Genomic DNA, 20,739 nt, shown 5'->3' on the forward strand with positions numbered 1-20,739 from the left:
ACGAATCGCGAGCGCTTTGCCTAAGCTCTAGACGATGGCTGAAACGGCTGAGGACTATCGGTCTTGCTTACTTCAACTCTATTCGTCTCAATAACCTGTAAGCAACTTTCTACGGATGATCCTTTAGACATCGCTTCTACCAAAGCATCGTAAGCCTGCTTTTGTTTTTCTAGCAGCGTCTGAGCTTGTAGTAGCGCCCAACGAATCTGAGTCTCGGCAGCACTAGCCGTTCGCTGTGTCTGTTTCCAGAGGAGTCTGAGTTTTGTCTGGTCGTCTTCACCGCCTTCTGCGCTGCCATAGATTTGAGTTTCAGCGGCAATTCCGGCCATCCATAAGATGCAGTAGCGGTTAACCTGCTGGGCTGAGATCGTGCCGGTCGCCAAATCATTTTCTATAGCGGCTGTATCTAAAACCACACCCCCTAGTCCGGGTACGCCAGCTTTGGTGGCTTCCCAGGCGCTGAGGGTATAGCTTTGTACCGGAATATCTAGCAGGTGAGCAACCAAAAAATGTCCAGCTTCGTGATGGAGAATCCGCTGACGATATTCTGAAGACTGGCGGGAGATTAGATCGATGAGAATGTTGCCACCCCTACCTTGAGCTCCAAAACGATCAATGGCAATGACACCAGCAATGCTGGAGAGCGCGATCGCCACCGCACCAGGCGAAATGTTAAACAGTGGTCCCACTAAGCTCAGCATAGTGAAGCCGAATACAGAGACCGCGAGTAGATTAAGCGTGGTGGGGTTCATCAAAGGCGATTAGAAAAGAATTTACGGTCTATAGTGGCTGTTAGATCTATGGGTAAGTAGAGCTATAGGCATCGCGATTCGCGATATATGAATTCAGTCGCATACTGCTATATAGCTACTATCTATAGAACTATCTATAGAACAATTCTAGACTTTCTTGGTTACCTACGTATCGCCAGTGCCAGGGCTCATAGGTTACGGCGCCATTATCTTTGGGAAAGGACATCTCAAAATTGTAGAACGGTGCATTGGCTACTAGCCATTTGTAGGCTGGCGTCGTCTCGAAGCTTTCTTCTAAAAAAGTATCTGGTTGGCTCTGGTCAACAAAGTCAACAGCGTAGCCTGTATGGTGCTCGCTGTACCCTGGGGGAGCACTAACCTCAGCGCGGACTTTAGCACTTTCGCCACGCTCAGCCTTTACATCAAAATAGAGATAGTTTTGGTCTTCTATTGTCCGGAAACCGGAGATAACCCCTAATCGTACGCCGCTGGCGTTGGCATCAGCGAGCATCGCACTGAGCTTAGCCTGTGCTTCTGGCTGAAGAAGGATGTCGCTACCTGACGATAGGGGCACTAACTGGCCGATATCAGCAACGTCGTAACGGCGATGATTGAGCAGCCGATCAGGCTGGCGACTGCTAGCTGTCGTTGTTGGGTCCTCTATCAAGGTTCCGATCGACTTGTCTGCTAGTTCACTTGAATCGCCTGTTGCATCAACAGGTAGACTGGCCACATGATCAGTGCTCTCTCCTAACTGATCGGCTTGGTTACCCTGATTGGCGCGGTTGCCTGTAGATTTGCTAACACCCTCTTTCCACCGCAGAATCGTCTTTTGGCTATAGGTAGCCGCAGTGTTGATATAGAGAAAGGTCCGTTCTTTCTGCCAAACCGCAACCCCCCCTAGTCCTGCAAAGCTCACAAGGACCAGTGAAAGCAGCATGGCTCTACTAGATGACTTATGCTGAAGGTCGGCGCTTTCGACCTCTGCTAGCGAAACTTCTACTGATTCTCGACGAGCAACAGGAATCTCGTTGGAGGATGGATCGACAGGTAGCTTACTCACAGCAGCAGGTTGGCTTTGAGTGACGGGGTTTAGTGTATAGCATAGAGGCACAATGCAACCATCTGTACCATCAGATGAGTTGATTAGTCAGTTACCGCAGCCGTCTTCGCGACCTCAGCATTCTGGACTAAGCTTTGAGCTAATAGGTTCCAGTCCATGTCCTCATACTTTTCGAAAGGCTGATGAATCCAAGGATTGCTCTGTAGGTAATGAACAGCGTAGTCAGGTTCAATTACCGAACAATCTTTGTGCCAGAGAACGGCAGTGCGGATCTCATCAATGTAAAAACCGTATCTGTGCTGTAACCAAGAGATACTACGTTTTAGACTCTGACCAGAATCAACGAGATCGTCGACTAGTAAAATGCGTGATCCCAAATTGGCTGTTGTCATGCTTAGGTCTTTAGAGAAGGTAAGCGAGCCGCGAGTTCGATTGCCCTCGCCTCCGTAGGAGGCGGTTGAAAGAATTGCCAGTGGCTGATTGGACATACGGCAAAGAATATCGCCAATACGTAGACCGCCTTTAGCAAGACAGACAATCTGATTAAACTGCCAACCAGAGCGGTGTACCATCAATGCCAATTGTTCGATGCTTCGATGGTAATCTGACCAAGTTACGTAGAGATCTGAGGGTTGAAGATCTGAGTTCTGAAGGTTTGAGGTCTGAGAGCCTGAGGGTTGAATGTTTGGAGGTTGAGGAGTAGGGACTTGGAGATCTGACATTGGAAAATTTGGCATCTTGCCTGCGATTGCTGCTGCCGGGCTACACCACGGTTATCTATTTATACAAGGTTTTCTCATGGCCAACTTAGAGCCACAGCCACAGGCGACGGTGAACTATCCGTTGCCTAAACTAACGCTACCAGTAAAGTTAGCTTATGGCGCAGGTGATATAGGCGCAGGGCTAACATCTCAGTTTCTATCTTTTTTTCTACTGATTTTTTTAACAGATGTGGTAGGGATGCGCCCTGTTGTGGCAGGTTCTGTGCTGGCGGTTGGTAAGGTATGGGATGCTGTTAACGATCCACTGGTGGGGTTGTTTAGCGATCGCATCAACACTCGCTGGGGCCGCCGATACCCGTGGATGTTCTTAACTGCGATTCCTTTTGGCCTATCCTACTGCTTGATTTGGATAGTACCGGGGTTTGAGAAAGAGTGGATGAGCTTTTGGTACTACGTGGCCATCACCTCGATTTTTCAGCTGTTCTTTACTACCACTAACCTGCCGTACAGCACACTGACCGCAGAAATGACGCAGGATTACGACGAGCGCACCTCGCTAACTTCTTTCCGGCTATCTTCTTCTATTATCGGGGGTCTATCGATCCTAATTGCAGCGGGTGTCCTCTCTGCGGTGATCGAAGACGAAGGCCAAAGATACCTCTTGCTTGGGATATTGGGGGGTGTCATTTCAATTGTGACTTTGTACCTGTGTATCTTTGGCACCTATGGCTACATGCTTAAGAAAGCAACGGCAGCCGGTATGGCGCTAGGCGATATAGCAGAAGAAGAACCAGAGTCTTTTGCACAGCAGCTAAAAGTGGTTGTTCGCAATCGACCTTATTTGTTTGTGGTAGGAATCTATCTATTTTCTTGGCTAGCGCTACAGATCACAGCAGCGGTAATTCCGTTTTATGGCAAGTATTGGATGGATGTAGATGGTAGCCTGCTAGCGCTGATAGTGCAGGGGGTGGCGATCGCGATGATGTTTGTCTGCGCCGCGTTGAGCAAGCGTATCGGTAAGAAAAACCTGTATTTTTTAGGATCGGGAATTTGGATTCTGGTGCAGGTGGCCCTGTTCTTCTTGCAACCAGGACAGACAGGCATTTTGTTCGGACTATGTGCGCTCGCAGGTTTTGGAGTTGCGACAGCATACGTCGTCCCATGGTCTATCTTGCCGGATGTGATTGAGCTAGACGAACTGAAAACCGGACGTCGCCGAGAAGGAACGTTCTATGCTTTTATGACGCTGCTACAGAAGATTGGTCTAGCCTTAGGTATCTACCTGGTAGGTCTAGCGCTAGAAGTCTCTGGCTTCGATCAGAACTTGGCTGAACAGTCCGAATCAGCGCTAAGAGCTATTCGCTTCTTTGCCGGTCCAGTACCACTAGTTCTACTTATTTGTGGCATGGTGCTGGTGTATTTCTATCCTTTGACAAGGGAGATGCACGCAGAAATTATGTTGAAATTAGCTGAGCGCAAGCGACTAGAGAAGCAAGAAGGCGCCTAACTTCTATGGGCAATGCCTATAGTAGATATCCCGCTCTACGTAGATATTTTGCTCTACATAAACTCTATACAAAAAGAGCAGACAGATAGTTAGGCTCATCCGTCTGCTCTAAACTTAAGTCATACTACTTAGGCTGTACTAAAGGGATACAGAATTATGATTGATTCTTTACCTTCGTTTTTTCTACTGAACTTGAGTTATTCAGGGACTGCTGATGGGTAGACCGTATCCGCAACAAAGACAGGCTTGGTTTCATATTCAGCTTCAATGGTCTCTTTGACAGAAAGATCCCATTGCAAATCGTAGTCCCTTTCGAATTCAGCCGTGATATAGGGTCTGAGTACACCGGTCGCTGTCACAAACTCTCCATCTTTGACAGGGGAGACTAGGTCACCAGGAATCACTAATAAGTCGTCTCCGCCAAATAGCTCCTCTTCGTCCATTGTAAAGAGACCAGATTCGAGGATATCTTCGACTTCACCTTCTACTGCAATCCTCTTGTTGTAATAAATCTCCGGGTTTTCCGTAATCTCACCCGGATCAGGGGCAAGCGCAATTGACTCGGCGATAATAACTGGCTGATCCTCATACTCGCTATACAGGTCCGCATCTAAGGTCAGACCATACTCAGTCGAAACAGCCGTCATTGCGAAAGTTTCTACCTGACCGGTGACCTGCACTTCAGTTTCACCGACATCAGGGACAACGAAAGGCTCTGAGGAGGCATTGATGACTAAGATACCTTCTCCATCGAAGTAGTCATCATCTGCCATCAAGAAAGCAGTCTCGTCAACGGTATCTTCTACTTCAGCTCGAATGGTAATTTCTTCGCCTACGTAGCTAGCGGTGTCGTCAACGAGTTCTTCACTAGTAACATTGGCTTCTTCAGCGGCGGTGTCGTTGCTCTGAGGTGATGCACATGCCGGTAGCAAGAACAAAGAAGCTGCTGCCAATAGCTTCAACGCAGTTGCGTTACCGCTCGGTTTATCATTCACTGGTTTAGTTCTCATGTTTTATCTCCTCAGTTTATGTAATGTTTCCCACCTCATTAATGTAAGCAGCTCTACACAAGCACGGGATTCTCTCCTGCGGCCTAACTTTTTGTATCCTAAGATACATATTTTTGTACAAAGACAGATAGAGATTTCCTTGGCTCTACGCCCACCGTCGTAACTGCCTCATTGCCACCTTATATATTCGACTATATTCGACGCTGCTCTGTCATATGACTCTTTTTTCAAACTTAGAACCTAGCGGCACCCGACTAAAACACAGACCAGGCAGCGTATTCGATAGTGCTACTTTGATCGCCGGAACAACAGTCGGAGCGGGCATTCTGGCATTACCGCTGGTGACTACCCCTGCAGGGCTGCTGCCTTCGACTGTGTTGATGATACTATCGTGGCTGTATATGCTGATCTCTGGCCTGCTAATTGCAGAAGCCAACCTGCAGGTTATGCAGCGGCTGGGTCGATCTCAAGTAGGTCTTTTAGCAACGATTCAAAATAGCTTAGGTCGGCGTGGTGCGATCGCCTCTGGAGCCGTCTATATCTTCATTCACTACGCGCTGCTTGTGGCCTATGTCTCTAGGGGTGGCAGCATTCTCACCGCCGCGCTGAAAAATTCGTCCTTGTCCTTTTCGATTCCTACACTTTCGACTGCCTGGATGGGTCATCTTCTTTTCGTCTTGATTTTTGGTGGCATTCTCTTTTGGGGAAGTGAGCGCTTTGTCACTGGATTGAACAATATCTTGGTGGCGGTTGTCATAGCCTCTTTTATGCGGCTGCTGTGGCTGACCGTAGAGAAAGTGGAGATTTCACGCTGGGCCAATCAGCATTGGGATGCGGCAGGCGCTATCATTCCGGTGCTGTTTGTCGCTTTTGTCTATCAAAATGTGGTGCCCGTTGTCACTCATCAGCTAGAAGGAGACAAACGGCGAGCGCGATGGGCAATTGTCTTGGGCTCTCTGGTACCACTGGTGATGTTTGCCATCTGGAACGCGGTGATTCTAGGCAGTGTAGACTGGCGAGGCGGATGGCTAGACGGGCTAGAGCCGACTGAATTGCTAAGAGGCGGCCTCGGTCGACCCGGGATACGGACGGCAGCGTCAGTATTTTCCGAATTTGCGATCGCGACTTCTTTTATTGGGTTTGCGCTAGGTCTATTCAGTGTCTTTGAAGATGTTTTCAGAGACTTTAGGCCCAGTAGTCTTATCCTAAGAAAAGTGTTGTTTTATACCCTGATTCTGCTGCCGCCACTTGCGCTATCGGCTCTCAATCCGAATATTTTTTGAGCGCGGTTAGTTGGGCAGGCGCTTTTGGTAATTCCGTCTTGTTCGGAATAATACCAGCGCTAATGATGTGGAAACTCCAGGGCGATAGGCCAGATGCTCACTTTGACGATCGACGGAACGAGAAAATCAGCAAAAAGTCAGGCGATTCCAGCAAGAAATCAAGCAAAAACCTAGTGATTGCATCTTTGCCCTTCTGTAATCATCGAGTCTTATATCGAGCTTTACTCACCGTGATGATAGGAATTGCTCTCCTCGTAATTGTCCAGAATGCTCTACTGAAACTAGGTCTATGGTAGCTCTAACGCCATCGAATCTATGTCATTAAGGTGAGGGGGTCTATCTCCATTGTTAGAAGCTTTTTGCTCAGCCACAGCACTATGCTGCTAAAGAAGAGATTAAGTTAGAGAGATCAAGGGAGACTACTTTTTTATGTTTAGAGCGACCACTCACGCTGTGATGACATTTGTTCGCCAGCTAAAGCAACTTCAAATTGGCCAGCGGCTACAGAGCTTTGTTGCGATCACCTTTGTAGGTCTGTTTTTGCTCACTACCAGTGTGGATAATTCTAGCCTAAATAGCAGCACCAAAGCTATGCTCAATGATATGATTGCTCGCGGTGAGGCAGACGGACGCCCCGTTACCACTGCCCAATGGCGAGGTGAGAACAAGGAGTTAAAAGGTAATCCTGGAGAGCGTATAAACCGCATTGCTGAAGAGACTGGGGATGCCGTTGAAAATATGGCTGAGATCTATCCCGGCAATGCTAAGAGCGTTCTGCCTGGGATGTCTAATGATTCTTTAGAGCGAGACGATTAAGTTGAACTGTTTTAGGAAAACTGTCAAATCGTTCTAACTAGTCATTCGCTAGCTAGTCATCAAATCGACGAACTAGTGGATATCATGTTCTAGTAGGGATCATTTGAAACATCCCGCTAGAAATAGCGAATAATAGAAACAGTCAAAAGCCTCGGCCATCTTAATGACGACCGGGGCTTTTAGCATGAATAGAAAGGCACTTCAGGGCAATAGGACACTTTGTAGCCGGGCACTTATGAAAACCTATTCCACTGTAACCTCGATTTTCTCTGAGAGAACCGGGTTGTCGTGGGGTATATGGCTGTAATTGCCTAGTAGCAACTGAAGCGTATGCTCACCAGGAGGCAGCTCGAGGGTTGTTTCTGTTTGTCCACCACCAAAGTGTTTGATCTGCGTGGTCGATGGTAAAGGATCTTCTAAACTAGGTAGCTTGTCTACGTCAATCAACAGATGGTGATGCCCAGTGCCCGGTTTGTCAATGCCAGCAGGAGCAACGCCCATACCAGAGAGTCCGAACTTAACCGTGAATTCTGGAGAGACGGTTTGACCGTCAGCCGGAGAAATGATGTAGGCTTTTGCCTCGGCGGGTGCATGCGAAGGTGCGGCAATCGCGCTAGGCACAGCTATACCTAAACTCATCAGGCACACGGCAGATAAACACCATATAGAACCTATCCATTGCCCTATCAAACGGAATAAACACCATATAGAACCTATCCATTGCCCTATCAAACGGAATAGAGTAGGTACCACGCAATTCATGTTGAATCCTCTTGACGAGACACATCGTCAATTATTGTACCGTTCAATACAGCTCAGATATAACTGTATTGAACGGTACAACTAATGGCTTCTCTACTCAATCGTCGCACGCGTGTCCAAATCCCTAAGGTAGTAGAGAGCAAAGCAAGCTGCTAGCATAGGCCAAGCTGCATAGAACAAGATATTGGCAGATTCGAACGGTGCTAGATACTTTGGAAAAGAGATTACTGTTGAAGCAGCATGCATTAGCAGCACTAGACCATAAGTAATCCGCTTTTGAAAGCCGATAAAAAAGCCGATCATTACCAACAGTTGGACAATCCCTAATGCGTATGAGGCGATCGCTCCGACACCGCTAATACCGTAGAAAGATTCAAACACAGCGGCAACATGCTCTGGTCTAGCGAACTTATCTATAACCCAAATAGACATGGCGATAAAGACACTAATTCGAGTAAATAGCAGAACTAAGGATACTCTTCGAGTGATCGGCGTGCTGACGACTGTGTGACTATCTATGTTCATTTCAACCATGGCAATCATCCTTTAATCAATGCAGGTTTTCTGTGATTTATTCTGGTGCGATCACTTGGTTGGCAGATGAGAGCATTCTAAGAAACTTCTAAAAACTGCTGTCGTTAGGCGAATGCGATCGCCACTGACGATAACGTATAATTTGCCTACTTAAGGTAAAAAGACGATTATCCAGCGGGCTAGTTATGTTTTACGACCTACTGACCGTTCAAAATAGAGCACTAGTCTTACGCTTCTACAAAGCCTTTGACGACCGTCATTTGCAAACTGGCCTTTCTTTGTTGTCGCCAGATCTAGTCGCGCATATGGCTGGAATAGAAAAACCCCTCACACAGTCTGAATTTGCCGCGCTTGGCACGCAAGTGTATAACGCTTTTCCAGATGGTCGTCATCATTTTAGTCAAACCGTTGCCCGCAAAGACAAGGTTACTACCTGTGGCATATTCACGGGCACCCACCTTGGCAGCTTTAAAGGAATTCCTGCTACGGGTAAGAACGTGAGCTTTAGCATCATGCATATTGATCGCGTCAGCCATAGCAAAATCGTTGAGCACTGGGGACTAGGTGATAGTCTCTCTATGCTTCAACAGCTTGGGATAAAAGTTGTCCCTGGTCCTAATGTGTTGATAAAAATGGGTCTAAAGGCTGGCAAGACTCTAACAGATGACACATTCGAGCGGTTGCGCTCAATCACACAGCCGGATCACTACCCCCAGCTACCTGAGTACTAGTCTCTACTAAGTAATGAAATCAAGTGATGAGATCCTTCGGTCTAAACCCCTGTTCCTGCCGGTACTTTTCCCCGCTGAGGATGGACGCTAACGCCTGTTTGAATGGCTGTATATAATCGATTAAGTGCGTTGATATAAGCGTAGGCAGAGGCAACAACGATATCTGTATTCGCCGCGTGACCAGAGTAAATTCTCTCGTCGTGGCGCAGACGAATAGTGACCTCTCCCATAGCATCGATGCCGGCTGTGACTGATTGAACTGAATATTCGATTAGATCGTTAGGAATATCTACAATGCGGTTGATAGCACGATAGATAGCATCAACGGGGCCGGTGCCGATAGATGCGTCGGTTAGCTCTTGTCCGTCAGGCATACGGATAGTGATGGTAGCAGTAGGTTGAGCATTACTGCCGCAAGAAACCTGGATCAGCTCAGCTTTGAAGTGTTCGGCTACTTGCAGCGTTTCATCGTTGACAATAGCTTCTAGGTCGCGATCGCTAATCTCTTTCTTCTTATCAGCGATGTCTTTAAACCGTAGAAATGCTTTGTTCAACTCTTGGTCGCCAAGGTCAAATCCCAATTCTTTCAAACGAGTGCGAAATGCATTCCGGCCGGAGTGTTTGCCTAAGACAATTTGATTATCGTTTAGGCCAATCAGCTGCGCGTCCATGATCTCATAGGTCAAACGGTTCTTCAGTACACCGTCTTGGTGAATACCAGACTCATGAGCAAAGGCATTGGTACCTACGATGGCCTTGTTAGGCTGCACCAGCATACCCGTCACATTTGAGACTAAGCGAGAAGATTTATAGAGTTCTTGAGTTCTAATGTTGGTAAGTGGCGCTTCAGAATCTTTGGGTAGGCCAAAGAAAGGATTGAAATACTGTCGCCGCACATGCAAAGCCATAACTAGCTCTTCTAAAGCAGCGTTACCAGCGCGTTCTCCAATACCGTTGATAGTGCATTCCAATTGTCGCGCACCCGCTTTGACCGCTTCTAAAAAGTTGGCAACAGCTAGGCCAAGATCATTATGGCCATGAACTGAGATGACTGCCTGATCGATACTAGGTACGTTTTGCCTAATGCCGCGAATCAGATCACCGAATTCACCTGGCGTGAGATAGCCAACAGTATCTGGAATATTTAGCGTCGTTGCGCCCGCGCAGATAGCTTGTTCTAACACTTCGTACAAAAACTCAGGCTCGCTGCGACCCGCATCTTCTGGAGAAAATTCCACGTCGCTAGTGAAGCTGCTAGCTAGACCCACCATCTCTTTAGTGATGGCTAGCACCTCCGAACGGGACTTTTTGAGTTTGTACTTCATGTGAATATCTGAAGTCGCAATAAAGGTATGAATTCGACCTTTACTAGCAGGTGCAACTGCCTTGGCAGCAGCTTCGATATCTCCTGTAGTGGCTCTAGCTAGACCGCAGATAGTCGGGCCATCGGGCGTACCCACTTCGCTAGCGATCGCCCGGACAGCTTCAAAATCGCCGGGGCTAGCAAATGGAAATCCAGCTTCGATAATGTCTACATTCAGCCTAGCTAGCTGTCTAGCAACCGCTAGCTTCTCCGCTACGTTCATAGTCGCACCAGGAGACTGCTCGCCATCACGCAGCGTGGTGTCAAAGATCAGCACCCTATCTTTTTCTGGTTTGGTCGGCTTTGACTCAGCAGACTCTGAGTTCGAAGATAGTGGGCTAGCTGAATTTAGCTGGGTCATTGCAGAGGATTCCCGGTTTCGAAAACGGTGCTTTAACGTTAGCTTTCTATTTTATAAGGAGCTGTTCCAATCGTGGTAACAGATTTTGAAACGGAGCTTGAGTCGTGATGAACCTGTTGACAAAGTCCTGACAGTGTTTTCTGTAGTGTCTATGGTGATCAAAGAGTGCTCATAATATTCACATATTCATGCGCTCAAATGTTAGCTGAATTGAGATTCACTCTCTTAGTCAATCGTTTTTAGCTAGCGCTGAGCGGACGAACGATTGTTGATTTTCGCTGCGCGGCTATCGATAGGAGCCCAAACTTATGGATAATGCACTTCCTTTAGAAAACCCGTCTCTATCTCGGCGGCAGCTTATGAATTTTTTCACTGGGTCAGTGGTGGCTGCTACCGCAGGCTATGCTCTCTATCCCATGGGTAAATTCTTTATCTCACCAAAAGAGAGTAACGAAGGTAACGGTATTTTGGCTAGAGATCAGCTCGGAAATCCTATCCCAGCTGGTCAGATTTTGGTTGAACCGCCTGGTACCCGAGCTCTTGTCGCCGGGATAGCAGGAGAGCCTACCTACCTGCTGGTGCAAGACAATATCAGTCTTAGTAAGCGAGGTATCGTAGACAACTGTACGCATTTGGGCTGTACATTTCCCTGGGTCCCGAAAGGTCAGGAATTTCAATGTCCTTGTCATGGGTCCCGTTATGACCAAGAAGGTATGGTTGTAAGGGGACCTGCACCTTTGCCACTGAAAATTGTTCATGTGAGTGTGAAAGATGATGCCGTTTGGCTACATCCTTGGACTGAGATCGATCCTCGTACTGGGAAAAAGCCCTGGTGGGTTTAGATTAGACCGAGATAGAAAAAATCCGATAGCAGCTTGAGTAGTTTTGAGTACTGTAGTCTCGCGTAGATACAGGGGTGCGTTAGCTGAGACTTGGTTAGCTAAGACTTGGCCGAGTTGTCTAGCGTAATCTCCTCATGCAAGATGTTACCCAATGGTGATGTTGTGCAACCACCACCAAAGCCAAGAACCTTGATACGAGTGTGCAGAGCTAGCATGACTTAGCACCCCATGGCGGCGGACGAACTAAAAATCATTGATGCTGAGTTTGTAGATTACCCGCCGCCGCTGCATCATGCCTCTAGACTACTCAGCTCTTGTCAGAGTTTCTAAGAAACGAGTAACGAAACAGAGTTACTTTCCCGTACGACTAAGCTTTTGTATGACTAATCTGCAATTAGTGTACGACTAAGCCGCTTGAGGAAACTCCACTTCGTCAAAGCCGTGGTAGAAAGGTTTTATCCGAGAAGCCAATAGGTCTTTCAGCTTAGGGATATCGCCACTACTGTAGACTCGAAACTCGCGCTGAACGTTTGTCGCTTCAGCACGCACCGCCTGGTTGATTACTAACGATCCCTTCAGATCGGATTCCGAACGATGGAAAGTACCTGGGGGAATACGTAGAATGTGTCGATTAGCATCTAAACGGACGACATGATAGGGGTGAGTCCACTCAAAATTGATTAGATGGAAGGTGCGTCCGCCTGAAAGTGCAAGTATATTGTCTTCTTGGTGAGGATGAAGATAGAACTGCCAAGCGTTGTTTTTATCGTTATTTGGGCTGATGGCAGGACCTTCGTGATACACCAGATCTCTCGCGTTGGAGTCAGGAATGGTGATATCGAAGAACTGAACGCTAGGGGTGTCTCTGAACTTTTGAAAGTCGAGTAGCTGGAACATGAGGAGGAAGGCCCTTAAAATCGAAGCGCGTGGTTAACTACTTTAGTTACTTTGCCCACTTTCTCAAGTACATTAGTAGTCGCTAGAATGCGATTACTGTTGAGAAAGCTAGCTGGCTTACAGTTTGTTCTTGTAAGTTGGCTTTACCTTAGCCTCAGCTCCATAGAGGGATCAAACCGTCTGATGACGCACATCTATGCGGAAAGCGAATAGATAACGGTTATGAACATCTTTCAGCTAGAGGTGCTGGCGGCAGTGGTAGCACACGGAACTTTCTCGGATGCGGCTATGCATTTAGAGACATCGCAGTCTGCGGTAAGCCGAGCGATCGCCTCATTAGAGGGTGAGTTAGGTGTGCCGCTGTTTATCAGAGGGCGCTCTGGTGCGAGGCTAACGCCCGTTGGTGAACGCGTGATAGTCCATGCTCATCAGATGCTAGATATCAGAGAACTAATCGATTACGAAGTCAATTTAGAGAAAGGACTCTATAAATCTCGTTTGCGAATTTCCTCTTTTCGTAGCGCGGCTACTCACCTATTGCCGATCAACATCGCGCGCTTTAGAAATCGATTCCCTTATGTAGAAGTTGTTCTGTTCGAACTAGATCCCGCAGGAGTAGAACAATCTTTACGAGAAGGGCAGGCTGATATTGGTCTAATTCCGCTACCTCGATCGGAAGAGTTTCGGACAGTTGAAATCACTCGAGATGAATACGTAGTGCTATTACCAAAGAGCGAACCGCCGCCGCCCAAAGAGCTTACCTGGGAAGCGCTATCCGCCTACTCCTTCATTCTGTTTAACTATGCTGAATGCACTAGCGCGGTCAGAGAACACTGGGCGAAATGGGGACAGTCATTTGAAGTCGCCTATGTGATAAAGGAGGATTCTACAATTGTGAGCATGGTAGCGCAGGGACTAGGTGCAGCGGTTTTGCCTAGGCTGGCAGCACTGCCGATCCCAGATGATGTGTACGTGCGATCGCTTCCGGTTCGATTAGATCGAGTGATTGGGGCGGCGACGTTAGCGAGTACGCCACCTGCACCCGCAGTCAAAATGTTCTTAGATCTGCTTGGCAGCTAGAAGGTGCTGGCCAATCAAGAACTAAATACTCACATTCAAACAGTCACACTTAGCTCGACTGGTTACACTCAGAAATTTAGACACTCGAAATCTAGACACTTAGAAATCTAGCTAGTACTTGAGCAGCATTCTTGAGGACTCCATGAGCTAAAGACTAGATACGTGAAGTATATTCTATCTGCGTAACCTGACTCACCTAAATATGACCTTTGGATTTAAACTTGCAATCGCCGCTGCTCATTTCTCTGTCTATATTGCTGTTGCCATCTGCATTTGGATCTTTTCGAAACGAGCTGATTTTTACACAAGTAGGCTAGCTTTACGATCGCTACCTAGCATTTATTGGGGTTATGCTTGCTTTGCGATCGCAACATCTTACGAAATTGCCGAGCATATGAATGACCAGTGGGTGTACATCAGTCAGATCTCTGGGCTAAACAATCTGTTCTATAGCTTTATTGTTTTTGGTGTAGGGTTTATAGCCTTGGGCCTGAAGAAAGACAGGCTGCTAGATTCTCTAGTGATTGCTGGTATGACGGTGACACCCTTTCTCTACGGACTAAATGACAGCAAAACGGCTATTCAGATCCCTCAGCTGATTGTTGCTATTATCTTCGTCTATAAGTGGTTCATGGTCATGCGGGACTGGCGAGTATTCCTCTATCTCTTATTCTCTAATGTGATTGCTCTAGGCTTTGGGATTGCGCTAATCGCGACGGGTAATCAGATATACCACTTGTTTATTGGGCCTGCAAGCGCAATTGGGCTGCTAATTCTAGGCTATGTGGCCTGGGTGCGCCCCCTTCAACAGAGTTAGTCTGGTGATAACACCATAGGATACTAACCAAGTTCTTCACCAACAAACAATCCGCTGAATGCATCCTTAGAGAGAAGGCCACTCCTATAGCCAGTTGCGAAGTACTAAGCTTCATCCATCAAGGGTTGTAGCTTTTAGTGAGGGTGTAAGCCGAGTGGGGAATGCTGCATGGCATTAGCGGCTATGACAGCAGGTCGAATCTGCTTTGAGCCTGATAATCTGGAAATACTTGGGCGATCGCCTGATCACCCAAATCAAAATGCGGTCTCAACACCGACTCTAAAACATCTCGATAGTCTGTCGTCACCGCCAGATCGCGCGACTCGAATCGCTCAGATAGATCAAGACCCGGCCACTGCCCATAGACCTGCTGACCACGCAGAGCGCCACCCATCAGCCACATCACATTGCCATGGCCGTGATCGGTACCCTGGTTGCCGTTCTCTAAAACAGTACGGCCAAATTCTGACATCACGACCACTACCGTATTTTGGTAGACGGGGCCAAGATCTTGAGCCAATGTCGCTAGGCCACTTCCAACAAGCGATAGATTACGCTGTAGTATGCGACGCTCACCGACGTGAGAGTCCCATCCCCCTAGCTCCATGAAAGCCACCTGCGTGTTAGCATCGCTTTTCATTAGCTGGGCTAGACGGCGAGCGCTGCGGGCAAAATAGGTAGGTGGAGGCGCCCCCCGTGAAGCTTGCCTGTCCTCGTAGTTGACTTCGCGAAGCAGTACATCTCTAGCTGTTCGCCCTGACTGGTAGACCGTCGAGAGGCGATCGCTACCAGAATACATCTGGTCAAACCCCTCTTGTAACTTGGGCTGATCAATCGCCAGAGGAGAGCTGCCTCTACGGGTAAGCTTGAGATTCGCAACCGTCTGTGGGCCAGAGAAAATCAACGGTAGCGTTCCACCCGAGCCTACGTTTAGCGCTGTGGTTGGCGTCCCGTTAGGTAACTGGGCTAAAAGTCGATTTAGCCAGCCAGTAGCGGTCGAGGCTTCGCCAGGTGTGCCAGTTTCTATATAGTCTTGGGCCTGAAAGTGCGATCGAGAAGGCGCAGATGATCCTGACGCCTGAACGAAAGCTAAGTTTCCCGCCTGCCATTCGGCCATCAGGGGCTCTAGGTCGGGATGCAGACCAAACTGGCCATCTAAATCGAAGACACCGTTAGCCTCACCCGGTCTAGCCATGGCGATTGTCGGTCTAGCCTCATAATAGTCTGTGTCTTGATAGGGCACCACGACATTAAGACCATCCACACCGCCCCTAAGCATAATGACAATTAGCCGAGGCATGTTAGCCCTAGTTGTTTGAGCCTCGCTGCGCCAAGCCCAGCCATTCGCACCGATTGCAACTAGACTAGAGGTTCCTAATAGGGCAGCTTGTTTAAGTAGTTGGCGTCTTCTCATAGTAATGTCTAGTAGTGATTTCTAGAACTCTGGTTAAGAGGTTGGTCGTTGTGGGAACTCAGCCGTGACTTGGCGCTTAAGAACTCTATTGTTTCAACTTCTAGCGATACATCATTTCTGGACTGCCCAGAATTAAAGTTGGCTGTATCCCCTTAGGTGAGCTTTTCACCACCTGCAACGTATTATCAGAAAACTGATCGCCTAGCGTAGCAAGCAAAGCATCCATACTCGGCCTGTCATCTTTAAGCTTATGAACGGCAGTAGAAAAGCTAGTGCGACGCATCATCGCATCCGCATTTAGCCAAGCTGATTCTGTTTGAGCGTATCCATCAGGCGGACGACATTCGTAGAGAGGCATACTCAAGTTTTGTAGTCCACCCGATAAGCGTCCGAGGGTTTCTTCAGGTGGAGAGGCTAGCCCGATAGCTCTAGCCATAGAAAATAAATACTGATAAGGCGTTCTAAACTTCTGTTGGTAGTACTCTAGCGACCAAAATTCATCGCTCTCAAAGAGGGTAGAGAGTACTACTCGAATATCGCCATCACTGGATAGATATTGTTCGCTTAGCCGATTGACCAAAGTAGCAGGTGGCTCATCTGCAACAAAGTGCTGAGCTAGCTTGTGGCTGATGAAGCGAGCGGTTGAAGGATGGCGAGCGATTAAATCTAGGGCAAGTTCACCTTCTTCTACCCCATTGCTAACAATTCGCTGGCCTAAAAATACTTTGTCAGTAGGATCGTGTCGATTAGACTCAAATCGAAAGCCACTTTCGTGTGAATTACCCTGTCCTCCTGCAATACTCCAGCCAGTCAATATCCGAGTCAAGTTTTCTATGTCGGCTTGAGTGTAGCCACCATCAACGCCCATCGAGTGTAGCTCTAGCAGCTCGCGAGCGTAATTTTCATTGAGCCCACCTTTCTTTTTTCTACCGCGTCGACTGTTCGGTGAGGTGTTTAGCCAATTGTCTAGATAAGACAACATCGCTGGATGCTTAGCCGTCGCTCCAAGCAGATCGCGAAACTTGCCCAGCGCATGAGGGCGAATGGCCATATGCTCATAAGAGCCTATCATCAGCCGCACCTGACCCTTTTTGAGATAGACGTTGAAATGGTTAAACCAAAAGTTCACCATGACTTCATGTAGTTGGTTACGGCTTTCTAGGGCACGTAGCAGCCGAGCCTTCACAGCTTGATTAGCGACTTTTATCCGACGCTGTTTCGCAGCGCTGCGCTCTTCATTCGTTGGTTTTTTGGGTACGCCGTTGTACTTGAACAACTCTTTTGGCGAAAGTTCAATCAGAGGCAGTTGGCTAAGCCTTTGAGTGAGTGAGGCAGGTTCATTTGCTAGGTCTGGGTTCAGCTGCTGGCGAATGTAAGCTTCTACACCCATCTGCTCTACCTGGACGCGATCACCTGGCCGAGCACCCAAACTTAAGCGCTCAATAGCATGGGTAATCTTTTGCGAATCATTCACGGCAAGACCAACCTAAAAATTGAAAGTAGGAGCACGCTCATTCTAGCGAGTTATTTTCGACTTCACTTTATAGCTGCTCACTTACTGTCTAAATCAATAGATCTTCATTCAACTTTCACACACTCATTCACACACCTCAAGAAGGTCGTCAGCCGCTACTTTCAGACGCAAACTATTAGCAATCTTGATTGTCTCAATGTGACTATACATTCAACTCAGAGTCAAAGTACGTAAGCCCGAACCCTGTATCTACTAAGGATCATTGGCACATTGTGAGCACATTTTTATTTTGTTGGGATCAAAGTCATACGTTCACTCATGCTGAAGTCTCATGCTGAAGTTAAGATGTGCTGATCTATCGCAAAATCATTATATGTCTTGCATTGTCATAGGCTGTCATCTCTAATTGTTTTATCTCTAAGTTACTGCCACAAATATTGCCATAAAATTACTGTCGCAGACTACCTGCAAGCGGCAGAGTCAAGCTCTTGTGCATACGAGTGCAAGCACGATAGGCACTGAGGACTTCACGTTTCTACAGCTTGAACTTCACTAGGTTGAACAATATGGGGGTAAGCCAACGGAATTGGCAGATAGTCTGAGGCTTTGCGGGTATGACCATTCATATCTGAATTTGGTCATACCTGCAAAGCCTACTCTTATCATTACTTGATCTTCGTTACTCAACCTTAGAATACAAACTCGGCGACAATCGCAACGTCGCTGATTCCTAAACCTGAATCTGAAAGCGTTGCAAACTGTCCTCCTTTTCCTAAACCAGCGGCTGCTCCATTTTCATTGAAGAACAGGTTGCCAGTTTTTCGACTGTAAGTAATCAAACCACTGCTTGTACTGGCGGCTTGGTCATTGGCGACGATCGCAATATCTGAGGCTGTGATGTTACCGAAAGTTGCCTGATCAAGAATGATGCGATCGCCCTCGGCTCCATCAAAGTCCGTTATCACATCAATTCCAAAGTCCTTAGTCTTAAAGCGTCTACCAGAGCTAAAGACAAATGCATCACCGCCAGAGCCTCCAGTGAGAATATCGTCGCCGCGACCGCCAGCAATGATATCCCTATCATCACCGCCATCTAGGTTGTCGTTGGCGCGGCCACCGAGCAACAGATCACGGCCTTCATCTCCACTAGCGTTGATAGTAGTGCGAGCATGTCTACCATCGAGGACATCGCTACCAAACCCACCAGAGAACTGAACAAGCTGAACATCGGTATTTGATAGATTGCTAATTTCGAGGCTATCGTTACCGCCTTCGCCCTGAACAACTATAATCTCCGAGGTGTCAATCCTCAGCCTAAAAGGCACTAGATTCAGGCGATCAAAAATAGCTTTGTTGCCTTGCTGTCTAAGCGTAAACTGATCGCCTTGGTCCAGCGCCCCTTGAACAGCAACAATATCTACACCTTCGCCACCGCTCATAACATCGCTACCGTCACCATTGGCCCAAACCATGATGTCATTGCCACTTCCACCTCGCATGATGTCGGTACCCCTTCTACCTCGCAGGAAGTCGTCACCCCGGCCTCCTTTGAGCAGATCATCATTGCTGCCACTAGCAAGGAAATCATTTCCATCGCCACCATATGCTTTAATCTCCGTATCGGTATCGGGCGCATCTAATGAGTCGTTACCATCACCCCCAGAGAAAACTACCTTTCTAACGGCCGTGTGGGACAGATCGCCTACCACCAAGCTATCGTCACCGCCCTTACCGTCAATATTGAAGACTTCCGAATTTTCAACAGTGAGATTAAAAGACACAAGGTTGAGCCGATCGAAAATAGCTTGGGAACCACTCTGTTGCAAAGTGAATTCGTCGCCCTGTTCTTGGGAGCCATTGACATTGACAGTGTCGTAGCCATTGCCGCCATCCATGATGTCGCTGCCGTCACCGTCGTCCCATTCCATGATGTCGTTGCCGCTACCGGCAAACATGAAGTCGGTGCCTCGATTGCCTTCTAAAAAGTCATTGCCATTGCCCCCAAATAGAACATCAATGCCGTCACCGCCCTGAATGTCGTCATTGCCACCTAGTCCGTTAATGACATCGTTACCACCTAGACCCTCGATATTGTCTTTGTTCTTCGTTCCAGCAAGAAAGTCGTTGTTTTCAGTACCCTCGATATTTGCCATGTTGGCTCCTTATTATCATGAATTGCGAAACTCTGTAGGAGCGTTCAGCTAATAGCTTTTTGCTCACAAAGAGATATTGCTAAACAATCGAGAAGAACTTGAGAACAAAATGAAACAGGATAGAACACATATGTTGTAGCTAAAGGGCTCGCTAGTAGACATAGCGGCTTAGTTAGTTTTGTTGTAGTCTTTTGGCGGAAGTTGGAAGGTAGCGAGAGACAGCGTCTATTGAATTTATTTTAGATAGAGGATATCAACAAAGAAAATTCTGATAGCAAGCACAGGTCACTAAACAAGATCGATAAACTGACGGTGCGACAGAATTGCTTCTTGGTATAGTGCTGCCGCAGCAAGAAAGCTGTCTCTGTGTGATCATGTAGACAGAGATCGTGTAGACAGCGACAAGAGCCAAAGGGGGTCCAGTGTGGCCAGAGCGTGTCTTACGGCTAAGAGAGATGTTAGGTAGCACCAAAGAGCAGTGAACAAACCAGAAAGCGCTGAACAAAAAATAGGTCAAGCAAAGGTTTGACCTTAGCGACTCGCAGAGGCAGCAAATAATTCCATCCCGGCCTACATGTGGCTCATTCCCACCTGCTTAAACCGCTGCTGAATGAGCCACATGTAGGCACTCTCCACCACCCCAGGGCCAATCGGTAGTCCTAGTTTCTTGAACTGCCAATCCACTTAAGCCCCATCGGTGACGCGTGTGGAGTTACCGTCTTTCTGGGCCTCGGCAGATTGCTGGAGATAGACAGCAGCATGATAAAAGCGAAGAACGCCGCCCGCTAGCTGTGGAAAACGAACAAAGAACAGTCGCCAGTCACCTGCTTCATCGTTGAGCCAAACCACCTGAAGCTAGTTTCAATGCGCCCAAGTGACAGATAAATGAGTCACTAAGCCAAGGATAGTAGGCAAAAATGAAGAAAGACGGCCTGCGTCAACAGGCCGCTGTAGTTGTAAACAAATAGAATGATAGCAAATTGGCTTTATTAGTACAGCTTTATTTATGTCCGTACGTTGGCTTTGTATTCGACGGTATCAAAAATGCATTGATAGTGGCATTAGCTACAGGCCGTTTGGTAAGCGACGTAGGTAACGTTAACCGCAAAAGCATAGGTAGGTCTGAATTGCTAGTACGAGCAAATCCAAAATAAGGTT

19 protein-coding genes are annotated in these 20,739 nt (G+C 47.5%); 7 read left to right on the forward strand and 12 right to left on the reverse strand.

Translation table 11 applies throughout. The annotated features are described in order from the left end of the window. Nucleotides 1–20: 20 nt before the first annotated feature. The 3 genes from S7335_RS17230 to S7335_RS17240 all read right to left on the reverse strand — a co-directional run bounded on the left by S7335_RS17230 (nucleotide 21) and on the right by S7335_RS17240 (nucleotide 2,537). Nucleotides 21–752 (reverse strand): hypothetical protein, encoded by a 732-nt coding sequence (locus S7335_RS17230; protein WP_006455994.1) that lies wholly within the window; start codon nucleotides 750–752, stop codon nucleotides 21–23. 130 nt (nucleotides 753–882) lie between these two features. Further along, nucleotides 883–1,866: a D-alanyl-D-alanine carboxypeptidase family protein gene (locus S7335_RS26145; protein WP_006454048.1), complete on the reverse strand. Its 984-nt coding sequence runs from the start codon at nucleotides 1,864–1,866 to the stop codon at nucleotides 883–885. A 32-nt stretch (nucleotides 1,867–1,898) separates the two neighbouring features. Beyond that, nucleotides 1,899–2,537 carry a phosphoribosyltransferase gene (locus S7335_RS17240; protein ID WP_071777018.1) on the reverse strand — a complete coding sequence of 213 codons (639 nt, stop codon included), beginning with the start codon at nucleotides 2,535–2,537 and terminating at the stop codon, nucleotides 1,899–1,901. A gap of 76 nt (nucleotides 2,538–2,613) precedes the next feature. Here S7335_RS17240 and S7335_RS17245 point away from each other — a divergent pair, with 76 nt between their 5' ends. Beyond that, entirely contained in the window at nucleotides 2,614–4,044 is a 1,431-nt protein-coding gene (locus S7335_RS17245; protein ID WP_050766005.1) for an MFS transporter, read from the forward strand. Between the two features lie 197 nt (nucleotides 4,045–4,241). Here S7335_RS17245 and S7335_RS17250 read toward each other — a convergent pair whose 3' ends face one another. Next, nucleotides 4,242–5,054: a hypothetical protein gene (locus S7335_RS17250; RefSeq protein WP_006454095.1), complete on the reverse strand. Its 813-nt coding sequence runs from the start codon at nucleotides 5,052–5,054 to the stop codon at nucleotides 4,242–4,244. Between the two features lie 215 nt (nucleotides 5,055–5,269). On the opposite strand from S7335_RS17250, the gene S7335_RS17255 reads away from it, so the two are divergent. Both S7335_RS17255 and S7335_RS17260 read left to right on the forward strand, forming a co-directional pair. After that, nucleotides 5,270–6,337 (forward strand): aromatic amino acid transport family protein, encoded by a 1,068-nt coding sequence (locus S7335_RS17255; RefSeq protein ID WP_006453702.1) that lies wholly within the window; start codon nucleotides 5,270–5,272, stop codon nucleotides 6,335–6,337. A 429-nt stretch (nucleotides 6,338–6,766) separates the two neighbouring features. Further along, nucleotides 6,767–7,153, forward strand: coding sequence for a hypothetical protein (locus S7335_RS17260; RefSeq protein WP_006456810.1), 387 nt, complete (start codon nucleotides 6,767–6,769; stop codon nucleotides 7,151–7,153). Between the two features lie 243 nt (nucleotides 7,154–7,396). On the opposite strand, the gene S7335_RS17265 is transcribed toward S7335_RS17260, so the two are convergent. Together S7335_RS17265 and S7335_RS17270 are read right to left on the reverse strand one after the other, a co-directional pair. Continuing rightward, nucleotides 7,397–7,792, reverse strand: coding sequence for a DUF4399 domain-containing protein (locus S7335_RS17265; protein ID WP_038016463.1), 396 nt, complete (start codon nucleotides 7,790–7,792; stop codon nucleotides 7,397–7,399). A gap of 216 nt (nucleotides 7,793–8,008) precedes the next feature. Then, nucleotides 8,009–8,347, reverse strand: coding sequence for a hypothetical protein (locus S7335_RS17270; protein ID WP_227500019.1), 339 nt, complete (start codon nucleotides 8,345–8,347; stop codon nucleotides 8,009–8,011). A 287-nt stretch (nucleotides 8,348–8,634) separates the two neighbouring features. Here S7335_RS17270 and S7335_RS17275 point away from each other — a divergent pair, with 287 nt between their 5' ends. Continuing rightward, nucleotides 8,635–9,180, forward strand: coding sequence for an ester cyclase (locus S7335_RS17275; RefSeq protein WP_006457669.1), 546 nt, complete (start codon nucleotides 8,635–8,637; stop codon nucleotides 9,178–9,180). Between the two features lie 41 nt (nucleotides 9,181–9,221). Here S7335_RS17275 and S7335_RS17280 read toward each other — a convergent pair whose 3' ends face one another. After that, nucleotides 9,222–10,904: a 2-isopropylmalate synthase gene (locus tag S7335_RS17280; protein WP_006454616.1), complete on the reverse strand. Its 1,683-nt coding sequence runs from the start codon at nucleotides 10,902–10,904 to the stop codon at nucleotides 9,222–9,224. 308 nt (nucleotides 10,905–11,212) lie between these two features. Between S7335_RS17280 and petC the strand changes: the two genes are divergently transcribed. Beyond that, nucleotides 11,213–11,746 (forward strand): cytochrome b6-f complex iron-sulfur subunit, encoded by a 534-nt coding sequence (gene petC / locus S7335_RS17285; protein ID WP_006454382.1) that lies wholly within the window; start codon nucleotides 11,213–11,215, stop codon nucleotides 11,744–11,746. Nucleotides 11,747–12,151: 405 nt separating this feature from the next. Here the strand turns inward: petC and S7335_RS17290 are convergent, their stop codons facing one another. Beyond that, nucleotides 12,152–12,643 (reverse strand): hypothetical protein, encoded by a 492-nt coding sequence (locus S7335_RS17290; RefSeq protein ID WP_006457386.1) that lies wholly within the window; start codon nucleotides 12,641–12,643, stop codon nucleotides 12,152–12,154. A 222-nt stretch (nucleotides 12,644–12,865) separates the two neighbouring features. Between S7335_RS17290 and S7335_RS17295 the strand changes: the two genes are divergently transcribed. Then, the gene (locus S7335_RS17295) at nucleotides 12,866–13,723 is read left to right on the forward strand and encodes a LysR family transcriptional regulator (RefSeq protein ID WP_006457169.1); all 858 of its coding nucleotides are present in this window, start codon (nucleotides 12,866–12,868) and stop codon (nucleotides 13,721–13,723) included. 202 nt (nucleotides 13,724–13,925) lie between these two features. Continuing rightward, entirely contained in the window at nucleotides 13,926–14,540 is a 615-nt protein-coding gene (locus S7335_RS17300) for a hypothetical protein (RefSeq protein ID WP_006455702.1), read from the forward strand. Nucleotides 14,541–14,721: 181 nt separating this feature from the next. Here the strand turns inward: S7335_RS17300 and S7335_RS17305 are convergent, their stop codons facing one another. From S7335_RS17305 to S7335_RS29525, 4 genes are all read right to left on the reverse strand, one after another. Continuing rightward, nucleotides 14,722–15,954, reverse strand: coding sequence for a DUF1501 domain-containing protein (locus S7335_RS17305; RefSeq protein WP_006454420.1), 1,233 nt, complete (start codon nucleotides 15,952–15,954; stop codon nucleotides 14,722–14,724). A gap of 100 nt (nucleotides 15,955–16,054) precedes the next feature. Next, complete coding sequence (locus tag S7335_RS17310; protein WP_006457281.1) at nucleotides 16,055–17,428, reverse strand: DUF1800 domain-containing protein; 1,374 nt, start codon at nucleotides 17,426–17,428, stop codon at nucleotides 16,055–16,057. A 689-nt stretch (nucleotides 17,429–18,117) separates the two neighbouring features. Beyond that, nucleotides 18,118–19,581, reverse strand: a complete 1,464-nt coding sequence (locus S7335_RS27915) for a calcium-binding protein (protein ID WP_006455984.1) — start codon at nucleotides 19,579–19,581, stop codon at nucleotides 18,118–18,120. 684 nt (nucleotides 19,582–20,265) lie between these two features. Next, nucleotides 20,266–20,430, reverse strand: coding sequence for a hypothetical protein (locus S7335_RS29525; protein ID WP_006456773.1), 165 nt, complete (start codon nucleotides 20,428–20,430; stop codon nucleotides 20,266–20,268). Nucleotides 20,431–20,739 lie beyond the last annotated feature (309 nt).

Origin of the sequence: Synechococcus sp. PCC 7335, assembly GCF_000155595.1 — a bacterium.
Classification (GTDB): domain Bacteria; phylum Cyanobacteriota; class Cyanobacteriia; order Phormidesmidales; family Phormidesmidaceae; genus Phormidesmis.